This window comes from Streptomyces spinosus, assembly GCF_020400655.1.
In the GTDB taxonomy this organism is placed as follows: domain Bacteria; phylum Actinomycetota; class Actinomycetes; order Streptomycetales; family Streptomycetaceae; genus Streptomyces; species Streptomyces argyrophylli.
The window spans coordinates 896,444-923,138 of sequence record NZ_JAINRC010000001.1 but is presented as its reverse complement, the minus strand read 5'-3'; the positions used below and the strand labels follow the sequence as shown (position 1 = coordinate 923,138).

The following is a 26,695-nucleotide window of genomic DNA, read 5'->3' as shown; positions in this document are numbered from 1 at the left end:
TGGGAGCGGGCGGGTGAGAGGGGGACGGCGGCAGCGGGCGCGGGCTGACGGGACCAGGGCAGGCGCCGTGCCGGCGTCGGCTCCCGCCGCCCGGCCTACCGGACCTCATGCTCTCAGGCGCAGGCCGCGCGGTGTCGCCACGAATCCCGCCGCCTCCAGGAGGGTGCCTATGGGCGAGGTCAGGGCCTGGACGCCGTTGATCCGCTCGACCGTGACCGTGCCGAGCGAGCCCGCGCGGGCTGCCGCGGCGAGCGCCTCGGCGGCCGTGCGCAGGCGCGGGTCGTCCGTCGCGGCCGCGTCGGGGGCGGCCGGCCAGGCCAGCAGCGTCTTGCCGCCGCGCTCCATGTACAGCGTCAGATCGCCCTCCACCAGGACGACGAGCGAGCCCGCCTTTCGGCCCGGCTTGTGCCCGGCTCCGGCCGGCGGTTCCGGCCAGGGCAGCGCGGAGCCGTAGGCGTTCGCGGGATCGGCCGCGGCGAGGACCACGGCGCGGGGGTCGGGCGTGGCGGTGCCCGGCCGGCCGTTGCCCTGACCGCGGTACGGGGACGCGCCGTAGGCGGTCGAGCCGGAGCCGGGGCCGTAGGAGGGGCCACCGCGGGGGCCGCCGTAGCCGGGGGAGGCGAACGGGTCGGCGAGGTCGCGGGCCGCCGCCGGGTTGCCGTCCCCGCCGGAGGAGTCCTCCGGGGGCCAGGCGAAGTCGCCGTCCAGGCCGGGGTGGCCGAAGCCGCCCTCGGCTCCGTCGAGGGCACCGGGGGGCGTGTGGCCGTGCGGGGTCCCGGTGACGCCGCCGGGACCGTCGAACGGGTTCGGGAAGTCCCGCCCGGCGAAGCCGTTCATGGCATCCGGGGCGCCGAAGCCGTCCGCACCGCCAGGGACGCCGAAACCCTGCGGGCGTACCGGGGCCGGCAGGCCCTCCGTCCGCTCGCGGGCGTTCGCCACCGCGCGGAGGCGGTCGACCGCGCCGTCCATGGCGAACTGGGCCGCGCCCAGCCCCTCGACCACGTAGCCGCGCCGGGCCTGACCGCTCTCCTCGAACACGGACAGCACCCGGTACACCGCTGAGAAGCCGCCCTCCACGCCCTCCGCGGCGACCGCGCCCCGGGTGACCACACCGTGCCGGTCCAGGAGCGTGCGGGCCAGCGCGTGCGCGCGCACGGTGGCGTCCGGCTCGGCCGCGGGCAGCAGTGACCAGCGGCCGGCGACGGTCGGCGGGCCGGTGCGGGATGCGGTGCGCGCGGCGGCCGTCAGCGAGCCGTAGCGCCCGCGCGGGACGGCACGCTTCGCACGGTGTGCGGTCGAGCCCGCCGTACGGCCCGAACCCAGCAGGGAGCGCATCGGCGCCAGGGTGTCGTTGGTGAGCCGGCCCGACCAGGCCAGGTCCCAGAGGGCGTCGGCCAGGTGCGGGTCGGTGACGTCGGGGTGCGTGGTGGCGCGGACCTGGTCGGCGATCTGCCGGAAGAACAGGCCGTAGCCACCGGAGAGGGCGTCGAGGACCGACTGGTGCAGCGCGGTCAGCTCCAGCGGGTGCGGTGCCGGGAGCAGCACCGGTGCCGCGTCCGCCAGATAGAGGGAGACCCAGCCGTCCTTGCCGGGCAGGGCACCCGCTCCGGCCCACACCACCTCGCCCGCGGCGGTCAGCTCGTCCAGCATCGAGGGCGTGTAGTTCGCCACGCGGGAGGGCAGCACCAGCTTCTCCAGCGCGGAGGCCGGCACGGAGGCGCCCTGCAACTGCTCGACGGCCCGCACCAGTCCGTCGACGCCCCGCAGACCATGGCCCCTGCCGATGTGCTGCCACTGCGGCAGGAACTGGGCGAGCGCGGCGGGCGGCACGGGCTCCAGCTCATGCCGCAGAGCCGCAAGGGAACGGCGGCGCAGCCGGCGCAGCACGGCCGCGTCACACCACTCCTGGCCGATGCCGGCCGGGTGGAACTCGCCCTGCACGATCCGGCCGGCCGCGGCCAGCCGCTGCAGCGCGCCCTCGGTGACGGCCACCCCCAGGCCGAACCGCGCCGCCACGGTGGCCGAGGTGAACGGGCCGTGGGTACGGGCGTACCGCGCGAGGATGTCGCCCAGCGGGTCCTTGACCGGCTCGGTGAACGCCTCGGGGACACCGACCGGCAGCGCCGTGCCGAGCGCGTCGCGCAGCCGGCCCGCGTCCTCCACGGCCGCCCAGTGCTCGGCGCCCGCGATCCGCACCCTGATCGCCCGGCGGGCACCGGCCAGCTCCCGCGCCCACTGCGGGTCCGCACCGCGCGCGAGCAGTTCCGCGTCGGTCAGCGGACCGAGCAGCCGGAGCACGTCGGCGACGCCCTCGACGTCCTTGACCCGGCGGTCCTCGGTGAGCCACTGCAGCTCGCGCTCCAGCTCGGTCAGCACCTCGGCGTCGAGCAGTTCGCGCAGCTCCGCCTGGCCCAGCAGCTCGGCCAGCAGCCGCGAGTCCAGGGACAGCGCGGCGGCGCGCCGCTCGGCCAGCGGGGAGTCGCCCTCGTACAGGAACTGGGCGACGTACCCGAAGAGCAGGGAGCGGGCGAACGGGGACGGCTCCGGGGTGGTCACCTCGACCAGGCGCACCTTGCGGGACTCGATGTCGCCCATCAGCTCGACCAGCCCGGGCACGTCGAAGACGTCCTGGAGGCATTCGCGGATCGCCTCCAGGACGATCGGGAACGAGCCGAACTCGCTCGCCACCTGGAGCAGCTGCGCCGCCCGCTGGCGCTGCTGCCACAGCGGGGTGCGCTTGCCGGGATTGCGGCGCGGCAGCAGCAGCGCGCGGGCGGCGCACTCCCGGAACCGGGAGGCGAACAGGGCGGAGCCGCCGACCTGGTCGGTGACGATCTGGTCGACCTCGCCCTTGTCGAAGGCGACGTCGGCAGCGCCGACCGGGGCCTGGTCGCTGTCGTACTCGGTGCCGGCCTTCACGGGTTCCTGGTCGAGCAGGTCCAGGCCCATCAGGTCGGCGTCGGGCAGGCGCAGCACGATGCCGTCGTCGGCGTGCATGACCTGGGCGTCCATGCCGTAGCGCTCGGACAGGCGGGCGCCGAGCGCGAGGGCCCAGGGTGCGTGGACCTGGGCGCCGAACGGCGAGTGGACCACGACCCGCCAGTCGCCCAGCTCGTCGCGGAACCGCTCCACGACGATCGTGCGGTCGTCCGGGACGTGACCGCAGGCCTCGCGCTGCTCGTCCAGGTACGACAGCACGTTGTCCGCCGCCCACGCGTCCAGGCCCGCCGTCAGCAGCCGCAGCCGGGCGTCGTCCTTGGGCAGCGAGCCGACCTCGCGCAGGAACGCGCCCACCGCGCGGCCCAGCTCCAGCGGCCGGCCCAGCTGGTCGCCCTTCCAGAAGGGCAGCCGGCCCGGCACGCCCGGCGCAGGCGAGACGAGGACGCGGTCGCGCGTGATGTCCTCGATCCGCCACGAACTCGTGCCCAGCGTGAAGACGTCCCCCACCCGGGACTCGTAGACCATCTCCTCGTCCAGCTCGCCGACCCGGCCGCCGCCCTTCTTGGGGTCGGAACCGGCGAGGAACACGCCGAACAGGCCGCGGTCCGGGATCGTGCCGCCGGAGGTGACGGCGAGGCGCTGGGCGCCCGGACGGCCGGTGATGTCGCCCGTGACGCGGTCCCACACCACACGCGGGCGCAGCTCCGCGAACGCGTCCGACGGATAGCGGCCCGCCAGCATGTCCAGCGTCGCCGTGAACGCCGACTCGGGCAGCGAGGCGAACGGGGCCGCCCGGCGGACCACGGCGAGCAGGTCGTCGAACTGCCAGGTGTCCAGCGCCGTCATGGCGACCAGCTGCTGCGCGAGCACGTCCAGCGGGTTCGCGGGCACCTTCAGCGACTCGATCGCGCCCGTGCGCATCCGCTCGGTGACCACGGCGGCCTGGACCAGGTCGCCCCGGTACTTCGGGAAGACGACACCCGTGGAGACGGCACCGACCTGGTGTCCCGCGCGGCCCACCCGCTGCAGACCGGAGGCGACCGACGGCGGGGACTCGACCTGCACCACCAGGTCCACGGCGCCCATGTCGATGCCGAGTTCCAGGCTGGAGGTGGCGACCACCGCGGGCAGCCGCCCGGCCTTGAGGTCCTCCTCGACGAGGGCACGCTGCTCCTTGGAGACCGAGCCGTGGTGGGCGCGGGCGATCACCGGCGGCGCGCCCTGGGCGGCGCCGGAGCCGCCCATCAGCTGGGCGGGGGAGTGGTGCTCGTCCAGGGGCTCGCCGGTGGCACGCTCGTACGCGATCTCGTTGAGCCGGTTGCACAGCCGCTCAGCCAGACGGCGCGAGTTGGCGAAGACGATGGTGGACCGGTGGGCCTGCACCAGGTCGGCGATCCGCTCCTCCACGTGCGGCCAGATCGACGGCCGCTCCCCGCCCGCGGAGGCGTCGGCGGCCGGGGCGCCCGCCAGCTCGCCCATGTCCTCGACGGGGACGACCACGGAGAGGTCGAACTCCTTGCCGGACTCGGGCTGGACGATCTCCACCTTGCGGCGGGGGGACAGATACCGGGCCACCTCGTCCACCGGGCGCACGGTCGCCGACAGGCCGATCCGGCGGGCGGGCCTGGGCAGCAGCTCGTCCAGCCGCTCCAGGGAGAGCGCGAGGTGCGCGCCGCGCTTGGTGCCCGCGACCGCGTGCACCTCGTCCAGGATCACCGTCTCCACGCCCGTGAGCGCGTCGCGCGTGGCCGACGTCAGCATGAGGAACAGCGACTCGGGGGTGGTGATCAGGATGTCCGGCGGGCGCGTGGACAGGGCGCGGCGCTCGGCGGGCGGGGTGTCGCCGGAGCGGATGCCGACCCTGACCTCCGGCTCGGGCAGGCCCCGCCGCACGGACTCCTGCCGGATACCCGTCAGCGGGCTGCGCAGATTGCGTTCGACGTCGACCGCGAGGGCCTTCAGCGGGGACACGTACAGCACCCGGCAGCGCTTCTTCGGATCGGCCGGGGGCGGGGTCGAGGCCAGCTGGTCGAGGGCGGCGAGGAACGCGGCCAACGTCTTGCCGGAACCGGTCGGGGCGACCACCAGCACGTCCGAGCCCTCCCCGATGGCCTTCCACGCGCCCGCCTGGGCCGCGGTGGGCGCGGAGAAGGCCCCCGTGAACCAGCCGCGGGTCGCGGGGGAGAAGCCGTCGAGGGCTCGGTGTGCGGAGCTGACCATGCGTCTATCCTGCACCCACCCACTGACAAACGCCCTGACCTGGGCAAACGGGACGATCACGGGGTGCCTGGCGTCGAGTGCCGGCAGATGCGGGCCGGGTGCGAGGGCCGTGGAGCGGCTGTGGGCGACCGGGGGCGCCGCGGAGGCGAGGCGGCTCCGTTCGCGCCCGGGCCGAGCGGGCGGGGTGGGGCCCGGGGCGGCTGGACATGCGCGGGGACCTGGACGCGACGGCGGCTCGCCGCCCTGATCGCCGCGCCCGTGGCCCAGCAGACGTTCGCCGCCGGTCAGGCGCTGGTGCCGGACGCCCTGGTCGCCGGGCCCGGTGCGGCGGCCCGGGCACTCGTGGGGCGGACCTCGTTCCTGCTGGTCGTGGCGGCGCGGCCGGGGCGGTGACGTCGGCGGGCGGGCCGACGGCGGGCGTACGGGCCGTCGGCGGGCGTACGGGCCGTCGGCGGGTCAGCGGAGGCGGGCGGCAGGTGATCGGCCCTTGGCGGCCGAGCGGGCCGCCCTCCCCTGACGGGTCGGGCCGCCCTCCCCCTGACGGTCGGCGCCGGCCGTCGACAGGACCGGCTCGGGCCGCCCTCCCCCTGACGGGCGGCCCCGGCCGTCGACAGGACCGGTCAGCCCACGAAGCGGCCGTAAGCCCGCAGGGTGCGCAGGGCTTCGATCGTCACCAGGGAGCGCGCCTCCAGGGCGGGCGCGGGAGCCCACCGGCGCCACCGTACCGGCCAGCCGCCGTCCTCCTCCTGACCGGCGGCCAGGTGGTCCAGCGAGCGCGTCATCTCGTCGTCCGTGAACCACGCGCGCGCGAGCGAGTCCGGGCGCGGGGCGAAGTCGTGCGGGAAGTGGTGCTCACCCGGGGCATAGCCGGACGGGACCGGGAACGCGTCGAGCCGCTCCGGGTCCAGGGCCGCGAGCCGCTGCTCCCGCACCAGGCGGCCCAGCCGGTCGGCGGCGGCCTCCGCGCGCGTGCGGTCGGGGGCGGAGTCCAGGAAGGCCAGGGCGGCCCGCACCTCGTAGGGGTGGGACTTCTCCAGGGACTCCACCGCCTGCCAGCAGTAGTCGGTGGCCCGGAACAGCCAGGCATGCCACACCTCGTTGCGGTGCAGCAGCCCGACCACCGGCCCGGTGGCCAGCAGGTCGCTGGGCGGATCGTCGACGACCGGGACGAACGGCGCCGTCGGGTACCCGCGCTGGCCAGGGTGGATCGCCGGCAGGGCGCCGTCCGGGGTGGACACCGAGGTCAGGTAGCGGCACACGCGCTCCACCCGCTGGCCGCCGCACCGCCCGATGGCGTCCAGCACGCCCAGGGCGTGCGCCGTGTGCAGGGGCTGGCTGACCGGCCCGCGCAGATCGGGCTCCAGCGCGTGCCCGTAGCCCCCGTCCTCGTTGCGGTAGGCGTCCAGTGCCGCTTCCACCGCCTCCGGGCTGCCGCGCAGGAAGTGGTACGCGAAGAGGTGCTGCTCCAGCACGCGCGCGGTGAGCCACACGAACTGTTCGGCACGGAAGAGCGGGGAGCGCGCCGGGGGCGTGGAGGGGGGTGGGGAAGCTCCTGTATCGGCCATGCGTCAGACCGTAGGACGGAAAGCGGTCTCGGCAGGCGCTCCCGGACAGGGCCCACCCCCAGGGGCGGGATACTGGAGTCATGCGGTTGACGGTCTTCTGGCAGCGGATGGCGGAACACTTCGGTCCGGGGTACGCCGACACCTTCGCGCGCGATCACGTGATGTCGGAACTGGGCGGACGCACGGTGAACCAGGCGCTGGACGCCGGCTGGGAGGCCAAGGACGTGTGGCGCGTGGTCTGCGCGGTGATGGGCGTACCCGGCGAGAAGCGCTGAGGTGCGGAGACGGGCGTGCCGGACGTGCCGGGAGAGAAGCGCTGACGTGCCGGCCGGAATGCCGGGTTTGCCGGTGAGGAAGTCGACAGTACGGCACTGATCTGTCACGAAGATCGCAGCGAGGCGCCGGTTGTCGGTGGGGTGGGCGAGACTGGGCGCGTGGCACCCAACGAGCACCCCCTGGCACCCACTCCCGAGGACGGCGAGCAGTCCCGCGGGCAGACGGCGACGGCCGATACGCTCCCGCCCGACCGGCCCCCCGCCCCCGGCACCGTCGCGCCGGGCGCCCGGATGCCGCGCTGGCTGCCGCGCGCCATGGTGCTCGCGCTCGCGCTGGTCGCCGCGTTCCAGCTGGGCAGCTGGGCCTTCCACCAGCTGACCGGGCTCCTGATCAACATACTGATCGCGTTCTTCCTGGCCCTCGCGATAGAGCCCGCGGTGAGCCGGATGGCGGCCCGTGGCATGCGCAGGGGGCTCGCGACCTTCCTGGTCTTCCTCGGCCTGACCGTCTTCGCCGCCGGGTTCGTCACCCTGCTCGGGTCCATGCTGGCCGGCCAGATCATCAAGATGATCGAGGGCTTCCCCGGCTACCTGGACTCGCTCATCCACTGGATCAACCAGACCTTCCGCACCGATCTCAGACGGGTGGATGTCCAGGAGGGCCTCCTCCACTCCGACTGGCTGCGCAAGTACGTGCAGAACAGCGCGGCCGGAGTCCTCGACGTCTCCGCCCAGGTGCTGGGCGGGCTCTTCCAGCTGCTGACGGTCGCGCTGTTCTCCTTCTACTTCGCCGCCGACGGCCCCCGGCTGCGCCGCGCCCTGTGCTCCGTCCTGCCGCCCGCACGCCAGGCCGAGGTGCTGCGCGCCTGGGAGATCGCCGTCGACAAGACGGGCGGCTATCTGTACTCGCGCGGCCTCATGGCACTCGTCTCCGGCATCGCCCACTACATCCTGCTGGAGGCCCTCGGTGTGCCGTACGCGCCCGTGCTCGGCGTCTGGGTGGGCCTGGTCTCGCAGTTCATCCCCACCATCGGAACGTACCTCGCGGGCGCGCTGCCGATGCTGATCGCGTTCACCGTCAACCCCTGGTACGCGCTCTGGGTGCTGATCTTCGTCGTGATCTACCAGCAGTTCGAGAACTACATGCTCCAGCCGAAGCTGACCGCCAAGACGGTCGACATCCACCCGGCGGTCGCCTTCGGCTCGGTCGTCGCGGGCACCGCGCTGCTGGGCGCGGTCGGCGCGCTGATCGCCATCCCGGCGGTGGCCACGCTCCAGGCGTTCCTGGGGGCGTACGTGAAGCGGTACGCCGTCACGGACGACCCCCGGGTGCACGGCCGCCGCGGCAGCGGCCCGGGCGGCCCCGGGGTGCTCACGCGCGCGCGTCGGCTCTGGGCCGGCCGCCGCCCCGACGGGGCACAGCGGCCGTAGCCCGCCCGCGCGCGACGGCGCGTCTCAGTACGTCAGGACCGCCCACACGGCGGCCACGGCGACGGCCGCCGTGTAGCCGCCCGCCGCCACGGCCACGATGCGCCGGCGCGTCCGCTCGCCCCACGCGGTGCGGGTCAGCAGTCGGGCCAGCAGGGGCAGGACGAGGACCGCGTGCAGGCTCACGCCGTGCAGCGGCTTGAGCGGGGCCGTCGAGTGATAGGCCGCCTCCTGGTGGCCGGTCCGGGTCAGGACGACCCCGCGCGCGATCATCGCCGCGCCGGAGGCCAGCGCGACCAGCAGGAGCGCGAAACCGGAACGCACGGCCAGGGGCATGCCGGCGGGGCCCGTCGGCCGGCGCCGGAAGGACGCGACGGCGAAGACGGTGAGCAGGACCACCAGGACGCCGCCGCCCACCGCGAGCGTCATGGACACCACCGTGTCGAAGGGGGTCTCCCTGTTCAGGTGCGAGGGCACCCGGCGCCAGGCCTGGAGGGTGATCCCGCCCACCTCCAGCACGCAGTCGGCGGCGAAGACCAGCAGCAGGACCGGGCGCAGCCGGTCACCGGTCCGCAGGTAGGACGTGACCCACGTGACGGCGATCAGCGTCACCCCGAACGAGAGCCCGAAGGTGACGGGCTTGCGCCAGGAGACGGGACCGTCCCAGGGACCGCCGTCGACCGCGAACACCACCAGGTGGGCGAGGCCGGACAGGACGAGGAGCAGCCCCGTCGTGTGACAGAGGCGGTCGACGGCGGCGCGCGGGTTCTTCATGGGCCCAAGGCTTCCGGGCCCGGCCCGCGGGGTCGTCGTCCTGCCGGAGACACCCGTGGTACGCCGCCGGGAGCACGCCCGCGCCTGTCACAGGTGGTCGAAGAACCGGGTCCACCAGGTCGCGTGGTCCCCGTCGGTGAGCCAGGTCAAGCCGTCGTACGGCCGGTGGAGCAGCCGAGGGGCGACGGGCCGGTAGCCCAGGTCGGCCAGGGCCACCGTGATCCGGTCGCGGTCCGTCTCCGAGAGCGCGCCGTCGCGCACGGCGTCGTCCAGGTCGTCGTGGCCGCCGGGCGCCGACGTGATGACCACCGCCAGATCGCCGTAGTCGCTCAGCCGCACACCGAGGGGCACCCCGGCCCCGGTCGCCTCGGCCGGGATGTCCAGGGAGAAGGAGAAGCTCGCGTCCTGGAACCCCTCGTCGAGTCGGCAGGGCCGGCCGAAGTCGTGGGAGAGCCGGTCCCGCAGCCCCGCCGCCCGCAGCCGCGCCCGGGCGTGGTCGAAGCCGTCGGGGTGTTCCAGGTGGCGCGGTCCGGGCAGCCGGTCAAGGGCGTGGAACAGGGCCCGCGTCCCGTCGTCGTCCTCCATCGCCGCACAGCCTACGGAGGCCCCGGCCGGTGCCCGGTGGCGCGCTTGACACGAAAATCGAACATCCATTCTTATGGAGGCTCAGGCGAGGCTTTCGGTGGGGATTTCGCCCCGGTTCGCGGGCAGATGTCCCTCGGTTATCCACAGGCCAGGCCTGCGTCGGGGCGCATTGTCAGTGGCAGGCGTTAGCGTCTTTGACGTGAAGCGATCGACTCAAGCAAACCGGGTGGAACCCATGGCAGGAACCGACCGCGAGAAGGCGCTCGACGCCGCGCTCGCGCAGATTGAACGACAATTCGGCAAGGGCGCGGTCATGCGCATGGGCGAGCGGTCGAAGGAGCCCATCGAGGTCATCCCGACCGGGTCGACCGCCCTCGACGTCGCCCTCGGCGTCGGTGGCCTGCCGCGCGGCCGTGTCGTGGAGATCTACGGACCGGAGTCCTCCGGTAAGACGACCCTGACCCTGCACGCCGTGGCGAACGCACAGAAGGCCGGCGGCCAGGTCGCCTTCGTGGACGCCGAGCACGCCCTCGACCCCGAGTACGCGCGCAAGCTCGGCGTCGACATCGACAACCTCATCCTGTCCCAGCCGGACAACGGCGAGCAGGCCCTGGAGATCGTGGACATGCTGGTCCGCTCCGGTGCCCTGGACCTCATCGTCATCGACTCCGTCGCCGCGCTCGTCCCGCGCGCGGAGATCGAGGGCGAGATGGGCGACAGCCACGTGGGTCTGCAGGCCCGCCTGATGAGCCAGGCGCTGCGGAAGATCACCAGCGCGCTCAACCAGTCCAAGACCACCGCGATCTTCATCAACCAGCTCCGCGAGAAGATCGGCGTGATGTTCGGCTCACCGGAGACCACGACCGGTGGCCGGGCGCTGAAGTTCTACGCCTCGGTGCGTATCGACATCCGCCGCATCGAGACCTTGAAGGACGGCACGGAGGCGGTCGGCAACCGCACGCGCTGCAAGGTCGTCAAGAACAAGGTCGCGCCGCCCTTCAAGCAGGCCGAGTTCGACATCCTCTACGGCCAGGGCATCAGCCGCGAGGGCGGTCTGATCGACATGGGCGTGGAGCACGGCTTCGTGCGCAAGGCCGGCGCCTGGTACACGTACGAGGGCGACCAGCTCGGCCAGGGCAAGGAGAACGCGCGCAACTTCCTGAAGGACAACCCCGACCTGGCCAACGAGATCGAGAAGAAGATCAAGGAGAAGCTGGGCGTGGGAGTCCGGCCGGAGGAGCCCGCCGCCGAGCCGGGCGCCGACGCGGTCACCGCGGCCGACGACCCCGCCAAGTCGGTCCCCGCACCGGCAGCCGCCAAGGCCACCAAGCCCAAGGCCGCCGCAGCCAAGAGCTGACCCGTGACACGACGAACCGACTGGGCCGAGTACGAGTACGTCACCGGCGCCCCACGGGGGAGGGGCACCGGTGGCCACCCGGACCCCGTCCCGGAGGGTGACGCCGGACACCGGGAGGACGGGTTCGGCGGCGCGTACGGCGGACCTGACGCGTACCCGGGGACCGGCGGCTACGGCGGTGACAGGGGTGCCGCGGGCCTGGGGGACGAGGACGGCGAGCCGCACGGGGGCGATTCGCTCGGCGGTCGCCGGTCCGGGCGGTCCGGGGGAGCGCGCAGCGGCCGTCGGGGGCGTGGCCGGCGGCGCGGGTTCGGCGACGCGTCCGGGCCCGGTGAGGACGAAGGCGCCCCTTCCTCGGCGAGGGACGAGCAGGGGGAGTCTTCAGGGGACCCGGTCGAGCGGGCCCGGGCGATCTGCCTGCGCCTGCTCACCGGGACCCCGCGCACCCGCAAGCAACTCGCGGACGCCCTGCGCAAGCGGGAGATCCCCGAGGACGCGGCCGAGGAGGTGCTGTCGAGGTTCGAGGAGGTCGGGCTCATCGACGACGGTGCCTTCGCGGACGCCTGGGTGGAGTCCCGGCACCATGGCCGAGGGCTCGCCCGCCGCGCACTCGCCAGGGAACTGCGCACCAAGGGGGTCGACTCGGCAGTGATCGAGGACGCCGTCGCCCAGCTCGACTCCGAGCAGGAGGAGGAGACCGCCCGCGAACTCGTCGCCCGCAAACTGCGGGCCACCCGCGGCCTCGAACGGGACAAGCGGCTCCGCCGGCTCGCGGGCATGCTGGCCCGCAAGGGCTACCCGGAGGGCATGGCCCTCAGGGTCGTCCGCCAGGCCTTGGAGGAAGAGGGGGAGGACACCGAGTTCCTCGAGGACGGAAACTTCTGACGAGCCTCGGGACGAGGGCTGCGGCCGCTCGTCGGCGGCTTCCGGCCGCTTCGCGGAAGGGCGGTGCGGGGGCTCCCCCGGGACGAGGAGTGCGACGGCCTCCCGGGACGGAGGCGGACGGTGCGGTCGGAGGCGTGTGACGGGCTCCCGGGGTGGGGCCGATCCCGCCGCGGACGGTAGGGGTGGCCCCCCTCCCAGGACGCCGGGCCACCGCAGTGCTCTCCCGCTCCGCACCGGCGAGTCTGTACGCACGCCCAGCGCACGACACAACTGATGCGTACAACAGAAGAGAGCCCGTCCCATGATGCTGCGTTACGCCCTGCAGTCGGTCCGCGCCCGCAAGGCGGGCTTCCTCGGCGCCTTCCTGGCCCTGTTGTGCGCGGCCGCTCTGATCACCGCGTGCGGCACCCTCCTGGACACCGGCCTGCGCGGCACCATCCGGACCGAGCGCTACGCCGCCGCTCCCGTCGTGGTCTCCGCCGACCAGTACGTGCACCGGACCACCGTCAAGCACAAGAAGGGCAAGACCAAGGTCAAGCACAAGGCGAAACCCATCGCCGAGCGCGCCTGGCTGCCCGAACACCTGCGCGGCACCCTCGCCCACACTCCCGGCGTGGCCCGGGTCGTCCCCGAACTCACCTTCCCCGCACAGCCGTTGACCCAGGGCGGCACCGGTGGCCGTGCCGCCTACGGCCATGCCTGGGACTCGGCCGCGCTGACCCCGTACCGGCTGACAGCGGGCGGTGCCCCTCAGGCCGCCGGTGACGTCGTCATCGACGGCTACCTTGCCGCACGCGACCGGCTGCGCCCCGGCGACCGGCTCACCGTGCAGTCCACCCAGGCCCCGCGCACCTACCGGATCACCGGTATCGCAGCCCCGGCCACCGCCGTACGCCACCAGACGTCCCTGTTCTTCTCCACCGGGGAGGCCCGCAGACTGGCCGCGCACCCCGGACAGGTCACCGCGTTCGGTGTGCTCCCGGCCAAGGGGGCGGACCCCGAACGGGTGCGCGGAAGCGTGGCACGGGCGCTGGACGGCACCACGGCACAGGTAGGCACCGGGGACGCCCGCGGGCCCGTGGAGTTCCTCGACGCGGCAGCGGCCCGTACCCGGCTGGTCAGCATGGGCGGGGCCATGGGCGGCACCTCGCTGCTGGTGGCGGTGCTCGTGGTGGTCGGCACCTTCGCGCTCACCGTCCAGCAGCGCCACCGCGAACTCGCCCTGCTGCGGGCCATCGCCGCCACATCCGGCCAGATCCGCAAACTGCTCGGCAGGGAGGCGCTGATCGTCGGCGCGCTGGCGGGCACGGCCGGCGCCCTGCTCGGACTGCCGCTCGGCGGCTGGTTGCACGCGAGGTTCGTCGCCCTGGGCGCCGTACCCGACACGCTCGACCACACCGTGAGCGTCTTCCCGCCGCTCGCCGCTCTTGCCGCCACCCTTCTCGGAGCCTGGGCGGCGGCCCGGAACGCCTCCCGCAGGATCGCCCGGATCCGCCCGGCCGAGGCCCTGGCCGAAGCCAGGACCGAGCGCACCCGGCCGGCCTGGGGCCGCATCGCCGCCGGACTGTCGCTGCTCGCCGGCGGAGTCGTCCTCGTCGTCGTCCTCACCTCTCTGCGCACCGAGCCCGCCTCCACGCCCGTGACCTTCCTGGCCGTCGTCGTCCTGTCCGCCTCCGTGGCCCTGCTCGGTCCCCTCCTGGTCAAGGCCGCCGCGCTGCTCCTGGCCGGCCCGCTCCGGCTCACCGGTCACGGCGGCAGGCTCGCCACCGCCAACCTGCGCGGCAACGCCGCCCGCATGGCCTCCGTCGTCACCCCCCTCACCCTGCTCGTCGGCATGACATGCACCGTCCTGTTCGTCCAGGACACCCTCGGCGATGCCGCCCGCACCCAGGTCCGCGAGGGCGTCCGGGCCGACTGGGTCGTCGCCGCCCAAGGGCCCGGCGTTCCCGGCGAGGCCGCCGAGCGCCTGCGCGCGCGGCACGACACCGTCACCGAGGTGGTCCGCACGACTGTCCGCGTCGGCCTCGACAAATACCCCGCACAGGGCGTCACCCCGGCGGGTCTGACCCGCACCTGGGACCCGAAGGTGACCGCCGGCTCCCTGGGCCGGCTCGGCCCCGGCACCGTCGCCGTCAGCGAACTGGCCGCCGACCAGGAGCATCTGACGCCGGGAAGCACCCTGAAACTCACGCTCGGCGACGGCACGCCCGCCACGCTGACCGTCGCCGCCGTCTACGCCCGGGGTCTCGGCTTCGGCGACCTGACCCTCGCCCACGACCTCGTGGCCCGCCACGTGGACAATCCGCTCGCCTCCTCCGTCCTCGTCCGCACGTCCCGTACACAGCAACAACTCGCGACTACGCTCCGTGAGTTCCCGGGAGTGCGCATTCTTTCGCCGGCCGCCGCCGACGCCCTCCAGGCCGATCGGCAGCAGGCGAACGCCGAGGTCAACTACCTGGCCATGGGACTCGTCCTGGCCTTCACCGCCATCGCCGTCGTGAACACGCTCGCCATGTCGGTCGCCGAGCGTGTCCGGGAGTTCGCCCTGCTCCGCCTCGCCGGCGCGACCCGCCGCCAGGTGCTGCGCATGCTGCGTACCGAGGCGCTGTCCGCCCTGCTCCTCGCCACGTCGGTCGGCAGCGGTATCGCCCTCGCCGTGCTCAGCGCGTTCAGCGTCGGCATGACGGGCCGGGCCGCGCCGGCGGTCACCCCGCTGCTCTACCTCGGCGTCGTCGCCGTCGCCGGCCTCCTCGCACTCGTCGCCAGCGCCGTACCGGGACGCGCGGCGCTCCGGGTGCGGGCGGTGACCGTGGCCACGGCGAAGGAGTAGGACCGGCCCCACGTGCGTAAGGGTTCCCGGTCAGTGCCGGTCAGGCGCCACTCCGGTCAGGCCCTATTCCGGTCAGGCGCCAGTGGCGGGCGGGGCGCCCGGCCCCGACCGGGCGTCAAGGGCCCGCCGAGGCGCCCGGCCACGGTCAGGGCGCCGAGCCCCGGCCAGGGGCACCCGCTCCCGGTCGGGGCGTCCAGCCCCAGGCGGGGCGCCCCGACCCGGTCCATGCGTCGCCTGCCGGTACGGCACCCCGTGCCGGTCAGGCCGTCGCCGGGGTCACCGGCAGGCCCTCCGCGCGCCACGCCTGGAAGCCGCCCACCAGGTCCGTCGCCCGGCGCAGGCCCAGCTGGTGGAGGGAGGCGGCGGCGAGGCTGGAGGCGTAGCCCTCGTTGCAGATCACCACGATCCGCAGGTCGTGGCCGGTGGCCTCCGGGAGGCGGTGGCTGCCCTGGGGGTCGAGTCGCCACTCCAGTTCGTTGCGCTCGATCACGACGGCGCCCGGGATGAGCCCGTCCCGGTCGCGCAGGGCGGCGTACCGGATGTCGACCAGGAGCGCGTCGCCGGACCGCGCCGCCTCATACGCCTCCCGTGCCTCGACGCGCCGGTAGCCGGCGCGCACGCGCTCCAGCCACTCGTCGATGCCGAGCGGCCGCTGCGACGCCACCCCGGCGGTCCCCGGCTGCTCGATCGTGCCGCTCACTGCCAGTCCTCCGGGCGTTCGACCTGCTCCAGGCGCAGCACCTGGCCCGTGCGACTGTAGCGGCGGATCCGGGGCAGCGGCGGGTAGTAGGCGTGGACGGAGATCGCGTGTCGCTCGCGGGACTCGTTGAGCACCTCGTGCACATGGTGGCGGCCGAAGGCGCGGCCCCGTCCGGCGGGCAGCCGGCGTACGCGGTCCACCCCCTCGGTGAGTTCCAGGGTCTTCCAGCCGTCGGTGGGCAGCCGGGCGGCGAGGGAGTTCTCGGTGAGTTCGCCCGAAGCGGTGAGGAAGGCGCCGACCGAGTCGGCGTGGTCGTGCCAGCCGGTGCCGGTACCGGGAGGCCAGCCGATGAGCCAGGCCTCGCTGCCGCCGGGGCCCTGGAGCCGCACCCAGGTGCGGCCCTCGGGGTCGAGCGGCAGCGAGGCGATCAGCTCGGTGTCGGCCGCCGTACGCCGGACGAAGTCCAGCAGTTCCGTCTGGGTGGGCGCCGGTCCGGCGGCGGGGGACACGGACGCGGGCAGAGAAGGCGAGGGGGAGGGGACAGACACGTGCACCGTCCTGATGAGCGTTCGCGGAACGGGCGCGCGACGGCGCCCGGAAAGGGGGGGATGCGAATTCAGCAGGACGGACGACACACGCAGCCCGCATAGCGGACGAGGTCCATATGGACCCTCCGCCACAGGCGCACACAGGTGTCGGTCACGATCCGGAGTACAGCATTGCCGCCGCACCGCGGTCAACCGAGTGTCACCTTGTGGACGGGGGTGCGAGGGGTGCGGCGGCGCGTACGGGAGCCCGCCGCGGAGCACGGCCGGTACGCGGGAGCCGTACACCGGCGGCCGTGGCCGGTGTACCGGCGGGCCTGTCGTCAGCGTGCGCCCGAGCCGGCCTCCGCCGCCTTCTTCTCCTTCTGCGCGTCCCCCTCCCCCTCCTCCTGCTGTGGCTGTGCCTCCCGCGCCCCCGCCGTGCCCCCCACCGTGGCCTCGGCCGCCGCGTACAGGTCGGCCGGGCGGACCCCGCTCAGGGCGGTGACCAGGTGGCCGTCGGGACGGACGAGCAGCACGCTGTGCGCCGGCGCTCCCGGGTAGCTCTCGGCCACCAGGAGTTCGGCGGGGTGCGGCAGCGCGGTCACCGCCGCCGCGAGCCGGGGCATCACCCCGGCGGACCTCCAGTGCTTGCGGTCCCAGACACCCGTGCCGGGCGCGATGAGCACGACGAGCAGCGGGCCGCGGCCGAGCCGGTCGCGCAACCGGACGAAGGACCCGTCCTCCGCCGTGACCCGGACGTCGGTGACCGGTGCGCCGGGCGGGGTGCCGACCGGGATCTCCCCTTCCAGGCGCCGGGGGGCGAGCGGGGAGTCGGCGTACGTGCCGGACCCGCCCAGCGGACCGCGGCCCAGGTGACCGTCGGTGAGCAGCGCGTCGTGGTTGCGGGCCGAGCCGGGGACGATGTGACGCAGTCCGCCCCCGCCGCGCAGCACCGGCAGGGCCTGGTCGGCGGCGCGCAGCCGGGCGGAGACCTGTGCGCGCCGCTCGGTCTGGTAGCTGTCCAGCAGGGCCTCGTGCGGGCCGTGGTGCCAGGCCGTGGCCAGCTTCCAGGCAAGGTTGTCGGCGTCCCTGAGGCCCTCGTCGAGCCCCTGGGTGCCGAGTGCGCCGAGCAGGTGGGCCGCGTCCCCGGCGACGAAGACCCGGCCGGCGCGCCAGCGGCGGGCGAGACGGTGGTGCACCGTGTGGACGCCGGTGTCGAGCAGCTCGTACGCCGGTGTGGTGCTGCCCGTCCAGCCCGTGAGGGTCTCATGGATCCGGGCCAGCAGGATCTCGGGTGTGACCAGGTCCTTGCCCGGTGGCAGCAGCCAGTCCAGGCGCCACACGCCGTCCGGGAGGGGGCGGGCGGTCACCTCCCCGGCCGAGGGTCCGGACGACCGCCACGGCGGCATCCGGTGGAGCAACGCCTGACCCTCCCACGGAAGTTCCGTGCGCAGCGCGGCGACCGCGTGCCGCTCCACCGCGGTACGGCCCGGGAAGCGGATGTCCTGGAGCTTGCGCACGGTCGAGCGGGCACCGTCGCAGCCGACCAGGTAACTGCCGCGCCACCAGGTGCCCTGCGCGCCACGGGTGCGCGCGGTGATGCCGGAACGCTCCTGCTCGATCGCGTCGAGGCGGCTGTCCACCGCCGTCTTCACCAGGGGCTCGGCCGCGACGGCTCCGCGCAGCAGGCCCGTGAGGACGTGCTGGGCGATGTGCAGGGGCGCGGGTTCGGCCGCGTCGAAGGTGATCTCGTTCATCACCTGCTTGCGCCTGACGGACCGCCAGCCGGCCCAGCGCAGACCGTGCTCCGCGAACGCCGTCCCGGTCAGCCGCTCCAGCAGGGCGGCCGTGTCCTCGTGCAGGACGACGGTGCGCGCCGGACGGGGCTCCTCCTTGCCGGCGCCCTCGTCCAGCACCACGGACGGCACCTGCTGACGCGCCAGCGCCAGGGCGAGCGTGAGCCCGACGGGCCCCGCTCCGACGATGATCACCGGGTCCACGGTGTGGCGCCCCCTGCTCGCGGCGATGCCTTGACGGAGACAAGTGAACAGGAAGGTGAAGCGGGGTGCACGATCACACAACGTATGCAACCCATTGGCAGAGTTTGCGTCAAGCGAACGGAGGCAGTGGCGATCATGCCACTGCCCCCGAACGGAGTCATGCCACCTGACCGGCCGTCACTTCCTGACGCCGTCGATGTCGCCGATGCCCGCGGCGGTGCCGGCCGGGTCGGCGTCGGCCGCCGTGCCCGCGATGTCCGCGACGGCCTGGGCGCCGAGCACCGCCCCGGTCGACTTCCTGCCGCGCCGCAGCCGGCCCTCGAGCCAGCTCGCGAACGAGGTCAGCGAGAAGTTGATGACCACGAAGATGACGCCGACGACGGCCAGGGAGGCGATGATGTTGCCGTAGTAGCCGGACATCGTGTTGGCCGAGGCCAGCAGTTCCGGGTAGGTGAGCACCGCACCGCCGAGCGCGGTGTCCTTCACGATGACCACCAGCTGGCTGACGATCGCCGGGAGCATGGTGGTGACCGCCTGCGGCAGCAGGATGAGTCGCATCACCTGGTTCTTGCGCAGACCGATGGCCATGGCCGCCTCGGACTGGCCCTTCGGCAGGGCGAGGATGCCCGCGCGGACGATCTCGGCGAGCACCGACGCGTTGTACAGCACCAGGCCGGTGACGACCGCGTAGAACGGACGGTCGTCCGAACTGACGTCGGTGTACTGGGCGAAGAGCGCCAGCCCGAAGATCATCAGGACCAGCACCGGGATCGCGCGGAAGAACTCGACCACGACCGCGGCCGGGACGCGCACCCACACGTGGTCCGAGAGCCGGGCCATGCCGAGGACCGCACCCAGCGGAAGGGCGATGACCATGGCCAGGGCCGCCGCCTTCAGGGTGTTCCGCAGACCGGGCCAGATGTACGTCGAGTACGCCTCGGTGCCGCTGAAGAAGGGCTTCCACAGGGCCCAGGCCAGCTGGCCCTTGTCGTCGAGGGCCTTGTACACCCACCACACGACGGCCGCGAGGACCACCAGGAAGACGGCCGTGTACAGGACGTTGCGCCGCTTGGCGCGGGGCCCCTGAGCGTCGTAGAGAACGGAGGTCATCGCTTCACCGCCATCTTCTTGCCCACCCAGCCGAGGATCAGCCCGGTCGGCAGGGTCAGGCACACGAACCCGAAGGCGATGACTGCCGAGATCACCAGCAGCTGCGCCTCGTTCTCGATCATTTCCTTCATCAGGAACGCGGCCTCCGCCACGCCGATCGCCGCGGCCACCGTCGTGTTCTTCGTGAGCGCGATCAGCACGTTGGTCAGCGGACCGATGGCCGCGCGGAACGCCTGCGGCAGCACGATCAGGCCGAGCACCTGGGTGAAGCTCAGACCGATGGCACGCGCGGCCTCGGCCTGGCCGACCGGCACGGTGTTGATGCCGGAGCGGATCGCCTCGCAGACGAAGGCCGAGGTGTAGAGGATCAGACCGAGCACGGCCAGCCGGAAGCCCTGGACCTTGAAGTCGTGCGCACCGAGGGTGATACCCAGCGTCTGGCTGAGGCCGAGTGAGGAGAACAGGATGATCACCGTGAGCGGGATGTTCCGCACGATGTTCACGTAGGCGGTGCCGAAGCCGCGCATCAGCGGCACCGGGCCCACCCGCATACCGGCCAGCAGGGTGCCCCAGACCAGGGAGCCGACGGCGGACAGCAAGGTGAGCTGCACGGTCGTCCAGAAGGCGCCCAGTACGTCGTAACGTCCAAGAAAGTCGAACACGATCTCCCGCGCTTCCGCGTGTAGGGATGCCCCGGTGCGCCGCCGTCAGGGGCGGCGCACCGGCGGGCATTGCCTCAGCTCTTGATGTCGCCGATCTTCGGGGCGGGCTCGTTCTTGTAGTTGGCCGGACCGAAGTTCTTCTTCACGGCGGCGTCCCAGGAACCGTCGGAGACCATGTCCTCGAGCGCCTTGTTGATCTTGGCCTTGAGGTCGCTGCCCTTCTTGACGCCGATGCCGTAGTTCTCGTTGGTCATCTTGAAGCCGCCGAGCTTGAACTTGCCCTTGAACTGGGACTGGGCGGCGTAACCGGCGAGGATCGAGTCGTCCGTGGTGAGGGCGTCGATGGCCCCGCTCTGCAGGCCGGACAGACACGCCGAGTAGGTCGGGTAGGTCTGCAGGTTCGCCTTCGGGGCCAGCGTCTTCTTGACGTTCTGCGCCGAGGTGGAGCCGGCCACCGAACACAGGTTCTTGTTGTTCAGGTCCGCCGGCGACTTGATCTTCGACTCGTCCGCGCGCAGCAGCACGTCCTGGTGGGCCAGCAGGTACGGCCCGGCGAAGTCGACCTTCTGCTGACGCTCAGGCGTGATCGAGTAGGAGGCGGCGATGAACTGGACGTCACCACGCTGCAGCATGGTCTCGCGGTCCGCGCTCTTCGACTCCTTCCACTCGATCTGGTCGGCGCCGTAACCGAGCTTCTTGGCGATGTAGGTGGCCACGTCGACGTCGAAGCCCGAGTAGCCCTGCGGGGTCTTCTGGCCGATGCCCGGCTGGTCGAACTTGATGCCGATGGTGATCTTCTTGCCGCCACCGGAGGAGCTGTTGTCGTCCTTCTTGTCGTCGCCGCCGCAGGCGGTGGCGGCCACGGAGAGGGCGAGGAGGACGGCCGAGGCGGCGGTGACCTTGCGGAGCTTCATGGTGAACATCCTTCTGAGTGGTGAGGAACGAGTCCCTGAGGCAGGGGTGACGCGGACCCGGGTGGCCGTGGGGCGGGTGCGGCCGGCCGGTGCGGGCGGCCCGGTGGTGCCGTCAGTGGTGCAGGATCTTGGACAGGAAGTCCTTGGCCCGGTCGCTGCGCGGGTTGCTGAAGAACTGGTCGGGCGTGGCCTGTTCGACGATCCGGCCGTCCGCCATGAAGACCACCCGGTTCGCGGCCGACCGCGCGAAGCCCATCTCGTGGGTGACTACGATCATGGTCATGCCCTCGCGCGCGAGCTGCTGCATGACCTCCAGGACCTCGTTGATCATCTCGGGGTCGAGGGCGGACGTCGGCTCGTCGAACAGCATGACCTTCGGGTCCATGGCCAGCGCCCGCGCGATCGCGACCCGCTGCTGCTGGCCGCCGGAGAGCTGGGCGGGGTACTTGTCGGCCTGCGTGCCCACGCCGACCCGGTCCAGCAGCGCCCGGGCCTTCTCCTCGGCCTGCTTCTTGTCGGCCTTGCGGACCTTGACCTGACCCAGCATCACGTTCTCGAGCACGGTCTTGTGCGCGAAGAGGTTGAACGACTGGAACACCATGCCCACGTCCGCCCGCAGCCGCGCCAGCTCGCGGCCCTCGTGCGGCAGGGGCTTGCCGTCGATCGTGATCGTGCCCGAGTCGATCGTCTCCAGGCGGTTGATGGTGCGGCACAGGGTCGACTTCCCGGACCCGGAGGGCCCGATGACCACGACGACCTCACCGCGGTCGATCGTCAGATCAATGTCCTGGAGCACGTGCAACGCGCCGAAGTGCTTGTTGACGCTCCTCAGGACGACCAGTTCGTCGGACGTGACCACATCTTCCTTGGCCACCGATACATTGGTCATCGCTCTCAGGCTCCGTCCTCCTCGGGTTTCCGAGGACAGTAGTGAGGGGCTGTGACCTGCGTCATCACATCTGAGGGAGACTTGAGCATCACGATCCGATAGCAATCGGACACATGTCGTAGCACTGGTCGCCGGTGCGCGTATCGGCCGGATAACGGAAGCGACGGGCAACCGGAAGCCTCTTGACGCCGTCCTTGTCCATCAGCGTCACTGCCATGGTGCACGGGCGGGGGCGCGTGATCTACACGCGCGACGCGAACCGAGACCGTACGACCGCTGAACCGGAGGGGGCCGGGATGAGACTGCTCCTCGTCGAGGACGACAACCACGTCGCCGCGGCGCTGTCCGCCGTTCTCGCGAAGCACGGATTCCAGGTCACCCACGCGCGCAGCGGCGAGGAAGCCCTCCAGGCTCTCGTCCCCGAGGGCAACGGATTCGGTGTCGTCCTGCTCGACCTGGGCCTGCCCGACCAGGACGGCTACGAGGTCTGCGGCAAGATCCGCAAGCGCACCAGCACCCCGGTGATCATGGTCACCGCGCGCTCCGACGTCCGCTCCCGCATCCACGGGCTCAACCTGGGCGCCGACGACTACGTCGTGAAGCCGTACGACACCGGGGAACTGCTCGCCCGCATCCACGCCGTCAGCCGGCGCACCGCCCACGAGGACCCGTCGACCGGTGGCGACAGCGCCCTGCTCCTCGGCCCGGTCCGGATCGAACTGCCCACCCGCCAGGTCAGCGTGGACGGTTCGGCCGTCCAGCTGACGCGCAAGGAGTTCGACCTGCTCGCCCTGCTCGCCCAGCGGCCCGGCGTGGTCTTCCGGCGCGAACAGATCATCAGCGAGGTCTGGCGCACCAGCTGGGAGGGGACCGGCCGCACCCTGGAGGTGCACGTCGCCTCCCTGCGCTCCAAGCTGCGGATGCCCGCGCTGATCGAGACCGTACGCGGCGTCGGCTACCGGCTCGTCGCCCCGGCCGCCTAGCGGGGACGGGTGCGCACACGCCTCCTCCCGCTGCTCATCGTCCTGCTGGCGGCCGTCCTGCTCGCGCTCGGCATCCCGCTCGCCGGCAGTGTGGCCGCCGCACAGCAGCAGCGGGTCGTCGTCGACCGGATAGACGACACGGCACGCTTCGCGGCGCTCGCCCAGTTCGTCACCGACGGGCCCAGCGGACCCCACCGCACCGCCACGGACGAGCGCGGGGAGACCCTGCGCAGTGAACTGGAGAGCTACTACGGGGTCTACGGCATCCGCGCCGGTGTCTTCTACCGCAACGGCTCCGCCATGGCCAACGCGCCCGGCGACTGGTTCGTACCGCGGACGGGTGAGGTCCGCAGGGCGTTCGACGAGGCGCTGCTCAGCCGGCGCAGCCACGACCCGCGGCAGGTGTGGCCCTGGCAGCGCGGCAGGCTCGTCGTCGCCTCACCGGTGATACGGGACGGGGACGTCGTCGCGGTCGTGGTCACCGACTCGCCGACCGGACAACTGCGTTCGCGGATCCTGCGCGGCTGGCTGTTCATCGGGGCCGGTGAGATCGCGGCCATGCTGCTCGCCGTCGGCGCCGCGCTCAGGCTGACCGGCTGGGTGCTCAGGCCGGTCCGGGTCCTGGACGCCACCACTCACGACATCGCCACCGGGCGCCTGAAGTCCCGGGTCGCGGTCGCCGGCGGGCCGCCGGAACTCAGACGTCTGGCCCGCTCGTTCAACGAGATGGCGGACAACGTCGAGGCCGTGCTGGAGCAGCAGCGCGCCTTCGTCGCCGACGCCTCGCACCAGTTGCGCAACCCGCTCGCGGCGCTGCTGCTGCGCATCGAACTGCTCGCCCTCGAACTGCCCGAGGGCAACGAGGAGATCGCCTCGGTCCGCACCGAGGGCAAGCGCCTCGCGCAGGTCCTGGACGACCTGCTCGACCTGGCGCTGGCCGAGCACGCCGAGGCCGACCTCGTGCTGACCGACATCGGCGCCCTGGCCGAGGAACGGGTGGCCGCCTGGGCACCGGCCGCCCGGACCAAGGGCGTCCGGCTGACCGGCGACTGCCCGCCCACCACCGGCTGGGCCGACCCGATCGCCCTGTCCAGCGCCCTGGACGCGGTGATCGACAACGCGGTGAAGTTCACCCCCGAGGAGGGCACGGTCTCGGTCACCGTCGCCGCCGACGGCGACACCAGCACCGTCGTCGTCACGGACACCGGACCCGGGCTCACCGACGAGGAACTCGCGCGCGTGGGCGACCGTTTCTGGCGCAGCGGCCGGCACCAGAACGTGAAGGGCTCGGGCCTCGGACTGTCCATCACCCGCGCGCTGCTCGCGGCGGGCGGCGGTTCGATCGACTACGCCCACCACGAGCCGCGGGGGCTACGGGTGACGGTCCGGGTGCCCCGGCAGGCGGACACCGGGACGGACGCGGCGGACACGGCCTCCTAGGCTCCGCCGGCGGGTGCAGGGATTCCGAGGCCGGCTCTCCCATCAGTGCCGCACCGGGAGGCCCTTACGGCTTGACCGACCGGTAGTACCGCCGGGCGCCCTCCTGCAAGGGCAGCGGGTCGGTGTAGATGGCGGTGCGCAGATCGACGAGCTGGGCGGAGTGGACATGGGCGCCGATGCCGTCCCGGCTCTTGATCACCGTACGGGTCACCCACTCGGTCAGCCGGGGGTCCACGTCCGTGCGGGTCATCAGCAGGTTGGACACGGCGATCGTCGGAACCTGCACTCCCTGCTGCACGTTGGGGTACGCCGACTCGGGGATGTTGGTGGTCCGGTAGTACCGCGCGCCCTCGCCCTGGCCGTGCAGCCGGGTGACGAGGCCGTCGCCGATCGGCAGGAACCGGAACCCGCCCTGCCGTGCCAGCGCGAGCAGCCCCTTCGTGGGCAGGCCGCCGGACCAGAAGAAGGCGTCGATCTTCCCGTCCCGCAGCCGCGCGGGCCCGGTGTCGATGCCGTCCGCGACCGGCGTGATGTCCTTGCGCGGGTCGATACCGGCGGCCCGCAGCACCCGCTCGGCTATCAGCCGCACACCGGAATCGGGCAGTCCGGTCGCCACCCGCTTGTGCCGCAGGTCGGCGATGCTCCGGACGTCCGAGTCGCGGGGCACGATGAGGTGCACGTAGTCGTCGTAGAGCCGGGCCACCCCGCGCAGCCGGCCGGCGCCGCTGCCGTGCTCCAGCTCGTACGCCGCCACCGCGTCGGCCGCCGCGATGGTGAAGTCGGCCTTGCCTGTCGCCACCCGCTGGACGTTCTCCTGGGAGCCGGCGCTGGTGAGCAGCTTCACCTTCAGGCCCGGCATGTCCCTGCCCAGCTCGGTGCGCAGCCGCTCGCCGTACTCCTGGTAGACCCCGCGGGAGGTGCCGGTGCTGAACACGATCGTCCCGCTCGGCGGCTTCTCGCCCAAGGGCAGCAGCCACCACAGCAGCAGCGCGAGGGCGACGGCACCGACGGCCGCGCCCTGCAACGCTCGGCGCCTGCCGAGCCGGGGGAACACCTTGGACATGCGGCGATCCTGCCAGGTGACGCGCGCCACTGACCAGGGCCGGGGGACGCCCGGGACCCACGGAGCGGATGCCGCCGGGTCCGCACGGGCCGAAGGGCGTTGTCAGTGGCCGCCGTTACAGTCGCCGTATGACCACTTCGCCCGCCGGCCGCACGAACACGTCACCGGCCCGCCTCGTCCGTGAGTTCCACGACGCCTTCGGTCTCGACGCCCGCAGCACGCCGACGGAGGTGGATCCCGAGCTGGCCGCCCACCGCGGTGAACTGCTCGCCGAGGAGGCCGCGGAGGTCGCCGAGGTCGCGGTGGAGGGGCCGCTGGACCGGCTCGCGCACGAGCTGGCCGACGTGGTGTACGTGGCCTACGGCACGGCCCTGGTGCACGGCATCGACCTCGACGAGGTGATCGCCGAGATCCACCGCGCCAACATGAGCAAGAGAGGCCCGGACGGGACGGTCGCCCGCCGGGCCGACGGCAAGGTGCTCAAGGGGGAGCACTACCGGGCGCCGGACGTGTCGGCCGTGCTGCGCCGCCAGGGCTGGACACCGGGCGGCGCGGCCTGAGGGGGCGTTGACTCAGCGCCCCCTCAGGCCGGTGCCGCCGAGGCGGGTCAGCAGGTCCGCGAGGCGGGCGATGTCCGCCGCGGGCCACGCCGGGCCGGCGAAGACCTCGGCGGCGGTCTCCTCCGCCGTGGTCCGCATCTCCGCCAGCCGCCGCCGGCCCGTCCCGGTCAGCGCCGCGTAGGCCACACGCGCGTCCCGGGCGTCCGTCTCCCGGGTGACCAGGCCGATCCGCTCCAGCGGAGCGAGCCCACGCGTGACGCCCGAGGCGGTCAGGCCCAGGGACTCGGCGAGGTCCACCCGGCGCATCCGGCCGCCGGGCGCCTGGTCCAGCCGCAGCAGCAGGGTGAAGTCGGCCAGACTGACGCCGTGCAGGCCGCCGAGCCGCGCGTCGAAGCGTCGTACGAGCGCCGACTGGGCCCGTACCAGGCGCAGCGCCACGTCCAGGCCCTCACTCACGGCCCACTCCCTCTCGCGTTCCTTGCCTTGTCTTTGAGTACTCAAGTTTATGGCGAACGTCAGAGACCGTTCGTACGGGCGGCGCGGCGCTGCCGCTTGCCCAGGGGCGCCTGCGAGAGGTCCTCAGTGGTCGACCGCAGGTGCTTGAAGCCGTAGCCGCGCGCCGTCAGCCAGGACTTCGCCGCCTCCTCGGCCCGTTCCGTCGCCTCGAGGATGTCCTCCTCCTTCTCCCCCGTCGCGGAGAAGCGGAAGGTGAAGGCGGGCCGGGCGGCGATGTCGTAGGTGAGGGAGCCCTCGGGGGTGAAGGCGGCGCGCAGGACGTCGTGTTCGGCGGCGTCTGCGAGCAGGGCGGCGCGCTGGTCGTCGGTGAGGGCGTCGAAGGCGCCGCGGACGGTGATGCGGAAGGTCCGTGTGGTCATGCCGCGACCCTAGGCGCAGCGCGGGGGACTCCTCCACCGGGTTTCCCGGTCCGTGCGCGGCGATGACGGCGACGGGGTCGGGATCCGCTTGAGTGGAAGGCGCCGGACAGGTG

General features: G+C 73.0%; 24 protein-coding genes. 9 read left to right on the top strand and 15 right to left on the bottom strand.

The window, feature by feature from the left end; genetic code table 11:
• Positions 1-105: 105 nt before the first annotated feature.
• The gene (locus LG395_RS03785) at positions 106-5,160 is read right to left on the bottom strand and encodes an ATP-dependent helicase (protein ID WP_225808430.1); all 5,055 of its coding nucleotides are present in this window, start codon (positions 5,158-5,160) and stop codon (positions 106-108) included.
• Between the two features lie 258 nt (positions 5,161-5,418).
• On the opposite strand from LG395_RS03785, the gene LG395_RS03780 reads away from it, so the two are divergent.
• Positions 5,419-5,553 (top strand): hypothetical protein, encoded by a 135-nt coding sequence (locus LG395_RS03780; protein WP_372463196.1) that lies wholly within the window; start codon positions 5,419-5,421, stop codon positions 5,551-5,553.
• A gap of 227 nt (positions 5,554-5,780) precedes the next feature.
• Here LG395_RS03780 and LG395_RS03775 read toward each other — a convergent pair whose 3' ends face one another.
• Positions 5,781-6,725, bottom strand: coding sequence for a hypothetical protein (locus LG395_RS03775; RefSeq protein ID WP_225808429.1), 945 nt, complete (start codon positions 6,723-6,725; stop codon positions 5,781-5,783).
• Between the two features lie 80 nt (positions 6,726-6,805).
• Between LG395_RS03775 and LG395_RS03770 the strand changes: the two genes are divergently transcribed.
• A complete protein-coding gene (locus tag LG395_RS03770) occupies positions 6,806-7,000 on the top strand; it encodes a DUF3046 domain-containing protein (RefSeq protein WP_171152288.1) in 195 nt (64 codons plus the stop codon).
• Between the two features lie 180 nt (positions 7,001-7,180).
• Positions 7,181-8,431, top strand: coding sequence for an AI-2E family transporter (locus tag LG395_RS03765; protein WP_225808461.1), 1,251 nt, complete (start codon positions 7,181-7,183; stop codon positions 8,429-8,431).
• Positions 8,432-8,455: 24 nt separating this feature from the next.
• Here the strand turns inward: LG395_RS03765 and LG395_RS03760 are convergent, their stop codons facing one another.
• Both LG395_RS03760 and LG395_RS03755 read right to left on the bottom strand, forming a co-directional pair.
• Positions 8,456-9,202 carry a hypothetical protein gene (locus tag LG395_RS03760; RefSeq protein ID WP_225808428.1) on the bottom strand — a complete coding sequence of 249 codons (747 nt, stop codon included), beginning with the start codon at positions 9,200-9,202 and terminating at the stop codon, positions 8,456-8,458.
• Positions 9,203-9,289: 87 nt separating this feature from the next.
• Positions 9,290-9,787 (bottom strand): hypothetical protein, encoded by a 498-nt coding sequence (locus LG395_RS03755; RefSeq protein ID WP_225808427.1) that lies wholly within the window; start codon positions 9,785-9,787, stop codon positions 9,290-9,292.
• 235 nt (positions 9,788-10,022) lie between these two features.
• Here LG395_RS03755 and recA point away from each other — a divergent pair, with 235 nt between their 5' ends.
• From recA to LG395_RS03740, 3 genes are all read left to right on the top strand, one after another.
• A complete protein-coding gene (gene recA / locus LG395_RS03750) occupies positions 10,023-11,144 on the top strand; it encodes a recombinase RecA (RefSeq protein ID WP_225808426.1) in 1,122 nt (373 codons plus the stop codon).
• A gap of 3 nt (positions 11,145-11,147) precedes the next feature.
• Positions 11,148-12,029: a recombination regulator RecX gene (gene recX / locus LG395_RS03745; RefSeq protein ID WP_225808425.1), complete on the top strand. Its 882-nt coding sequence runs from the start codon at positions 11,148-11,150 to the stop codon at positions 12,027-12,029.
• Between the two features lie 301 nt (positions 12,030-12,330).
• On the top strand, positions 12,331-14,859 hold the full coding sequence (locus LG395_RS03740; RefSeq protein WP_225808424.1) for an ABC transporter permease: 2,529 nt from the start codon (positions 12,331-12,333) through the stop codon (positions 14,857-14,859).
• Between the two features lie 259 nt (positions 14,860-15,118).
• Here the strand turns inward: LG395_RS03740 and LG395_RS03735 are convergent, their stop codons facing one another.
• From LG395_RS03735 to LG395_RS03705, 8 genes are all read right to left on the bottom strand, one after another.
• Positions 15,119-15,559 (bottom strand): rhodanese-like domain-containing protein, encoded by a 441-nt coding sequence (locus LG395_RS03735; protein ID WP_225808423.1) that lies wholly within the window; start codon positions 15,557-15,559, stop codon positions 15,119-15,121.
• Entirely contained in the window at positions 15,556-16,107 is a 552-nt protein-coding gene (locus tag LG395_RS03730) for a cupin domain-containing protein (protein WP_171152282.1), read from the bottom strand. The genes LG395_RS03735 and LG395_RS03730 overlap by 4 nt, the downstream gene beginning before the upstream one ends.
• A gap of 68 nt (positions 16,108-16,175) precedes the next feature.
• Positions 16,176-16,223, bottom strand: a complete 48-nt coding sequence (locus LG395_RS41615) for a hypothetical protein (RefSeq protein ID WP_309506048.1) — start codon at positions 16,221-16,223, stop codon at positions 16,176-16,178.
• A gap of 204 nt (positions 16,224-16,427) precedes the next feature.
• Positions 16,428-18,086: an FAD-dependent monooxygenase gene (locus LG395_RS03725; RefSeq protein WP_225808422.1), complete on the bottom strand. Its 1,659-nt coding sequence runs from the start codon at positions 18,084-18,086 to the stop codon at positions 16,428-16,430.
• A 177-nt stretch (positions 18,087-18,263) separates the two neighbouring features.
• The gene (locus tag LG395_RS03720; RefSeq protein ID WP_171152280.1) at positions 18,264-19,196 is read right to left on the bottom strand and encodes an amino acid ABC transporter permease; all 933 of its coding nucleotides are present in this window, start codon (positions 19,194-19,196) and stop codon (positions 18,264-18,266) included.
• Positions 19,193-19,858: an amino acid ABC transporter permease gene (locus LG395_RS03715; protein ID WP_171152279.1), complete on the bottom strand. Its 666-nt coding sequence runs from the start codon at positions 19,856-19,858 to the stop codon at positions 19,193-19,195. Before LG395_RS03715 ends, LG395_RS03720 begins: the two co-directional genes overlap by 4 nt.
• 74 nt (positions 19,859-19,932) lie before the next feature.
• Positions 19,933-20,772 carry a glutamate ABC transporter substrate-binding protein gene (locus tag LG395_RS03710; protein WP_225808421.1) on the bottom strand — a complete coding sequence of 280 codons (840 nt, stop codon included), beginning with the start codon at positions 20,770-20,772 and terminating at the stop codon, positions 19,933-19,935.
• A gap of 112 nt (positions 20,773-20,884) precedes the next feature.
• Entirely contained in the window at positions 20,885-21,661 is a 777-nt protein-coding gene (locus LG395_RS03705) for an amino acid ABC transporter ATP-binding protein (RefSeq protein WP_171152277.1), read from the bottom strand.
• A 296-nt stretch (positions 21,662-21,957) separates the two neighbouring features.
• Between LG395_RS03705 and LG395_RS03700 the strand changes: the two genes are divergently transcribed.
• Both LG395_RS03700 and LG395_RS03695 read left to right on the top strand, forming a co-directional pair.
• Positions 21,958-22,644, top strand: coding sequence for a response regulator transcription factor (locus LG395_RS03700; RefSeq protein WP_225808420.1), 687 nt, complete (start codon positions 21,958-21,960; stop codon positions 22,642-22,644).
• A 9-nt stretch (positions 22,645-22,653) separates the two neighbouring features.
• Positions 22,654-24,084 (top strand): sensor histidine kinase, encoded by a 1,431-nt coding sequence (locus tag LG395_RS03695; RefSeq protein WP_225808419.1) that lies wholly within the window; start codon positions 22,654-22,656, stop codon positions 24,082-24,084.
• A 64-nt stretch (positions 24,085-24,148) separates the two neighbouring features.
• Here the strand turns inward: LG395_RS03695 and LG395_RS03690 are convergent, their stop codons facing one another.
• Positions 24,149-25,147, bottom strand: coding sequence for a TAXI family TRAP transporter solute-binding subunit (locus LG395_RS03690; RefSeq protein WP_171152274.1), 999 nt, complete (start codon positions 25,145-25,147; stop codon positions 24,149-24,151).
• Between the two features lie 128 nt (positions 25,148-25,275).
• Here LG395_RS03690 and LG395_RS03685 point away from each other — a divergent pair, with 128 nt between their 5' ends.
• Positions 25,276-25,707, top strand: coding sequence for a pyrophosphohydrolase domain-containing protein (locus tag LG395_RS03685; RefSeq protein ID WP_225808418.1), 432 nt, complete (start codon positions 25,276-25,278; stop codon positions 25,705-25,707).
• Between the two features lie 12 nt (positions 25,708-25,719).
• Here the strand turns inward: LG395_RS03685 and LG395_RS03680 are convergent, their stop codons facing one another.
• Entirely contained in the window at positions 25,720-26,163 is a 444-nt protein-coding gene (locus LG395_RS03680) for a MarR family winged helix-turn-helix transcriptional regulator (protein WP_225808417.1), read from the bottom strand.
• Positions 26,164-26,222: 59 nt separating this feature from the next.
• Positions 26,223-26,582: a DUF6204 family protein gene (locus LG395_RS03675; protein WP_225808416.1), complete on the bottom strand. Its 360-nt coding sequence runs from the start codon at positions 26,580-26,582 to the stop codon at positions 26,223-26,225.
• Positions 26,583-26,695 lie beyond the last annotated feature (113 nt).

Excerpts from the sequence above, each read along its gene's own strand:
- LG395_RS03785 (WP_225808430.1), bottom strand. The coding sequence starts at position 5,160 with ATGGTCAGCTCCGCACACCGAGCCCTCGACGGCTTCTCCCCCGCGACC.
- LG395_RS03775 (WP_225808429.1), bottom strand. The coding sequence starts at position 6,725 with ATGGCCGATACAGGAGCTTCCCCACCCCCCTCCACGCCCCCGGCGCGC.
- LG395_RS03770 (WP_171152288.1), top strand. The coding sequence starts at position 6,806 with ATGCGGTTGACGGTCTTCTGGCAGCGGATGGCGGAACACTTCGGTCCG.
- LG395_RS03760 (WP_225808428.1), bottom strand. The coding sequence starts at position 9,202 with ATGAAGAACCCGCGCGCCGCCGTCGACCGCCTCTGTCACACGACGGGG.
- LG395_RS03755 (WP_225808427.1), bottom strand. The coding sequence starts at position 9,787 with ATGGAGGACGACGACGGGACGCGGGCCCTGTTCCACGCCCTTGACCGG.
- recA (WP_225808426.1), top strand. The coding sequence starts at position 10,023 with ATGGCAGGAACCGACCGCGAGAAGGCGCTCGACGCCGCGCTCGCGCAG.
- LG395_RS03740 (WP_225808424.1), top strand. The coding sequence starts at position 12,331 with ATGATGCTGCGTTACGCCCTGCAGTCGGTCCGCGCCCGCAAGGCGGGC.
- LG395_RS03720 (WP_171152280.1), bottom strand. The coding sequence starts at position 19,196 with ATGACCTCCGTTCTCTACGACGCTCAGGGGCCCCGCGCCAAGCGGCGC.
- LG395_RS03710 (WP_225808421.1), bottom strand. The coding sequence starts at position 20,772 with ATGAAGCTCCGCAAGGTCACCGCCGCCTCGGCCGTCCTCCTCGCCCTC.
- LG395_RS03705 (WP_171152277.1), bottom strand. The coding sequence starts at position 21,661 with ATGACCAATGTATCGGTGGCCAAGGAAGATGTGGTCACGTCCGACGAA.
- LG395_RS03700 (WP_225808420.1), top strand. The coding sequence starts at position 21,958 with ATGAGACTGCTCCTCGTCGAGGACGACAACCACGTCGCCGCGGCGCTG.
- LG395_RS03690 (WP_171152274.1), bottom strand. The coding sequence starts at position 25,147 with ATGTCCAAGGTGTTCCCCCGGCTCGGCAGGCGCCGAGCGTTGCAGGGC.
- LG395_RS03685 (WP_225808418.1), top strand. The coding sequence starts at position 25,276 with ATGACCACTTCGCCCGCCGGCCGCACGAACACGTCACCGGCCCGCCTC.
- LG395_RS03675 (WP_225808416.1), bottom strand. The coding sequence starts at position 26,582 with ATGACCACACGGACCTTCCGCATCACCGTCCGCGGCGCCTTCGACGCC.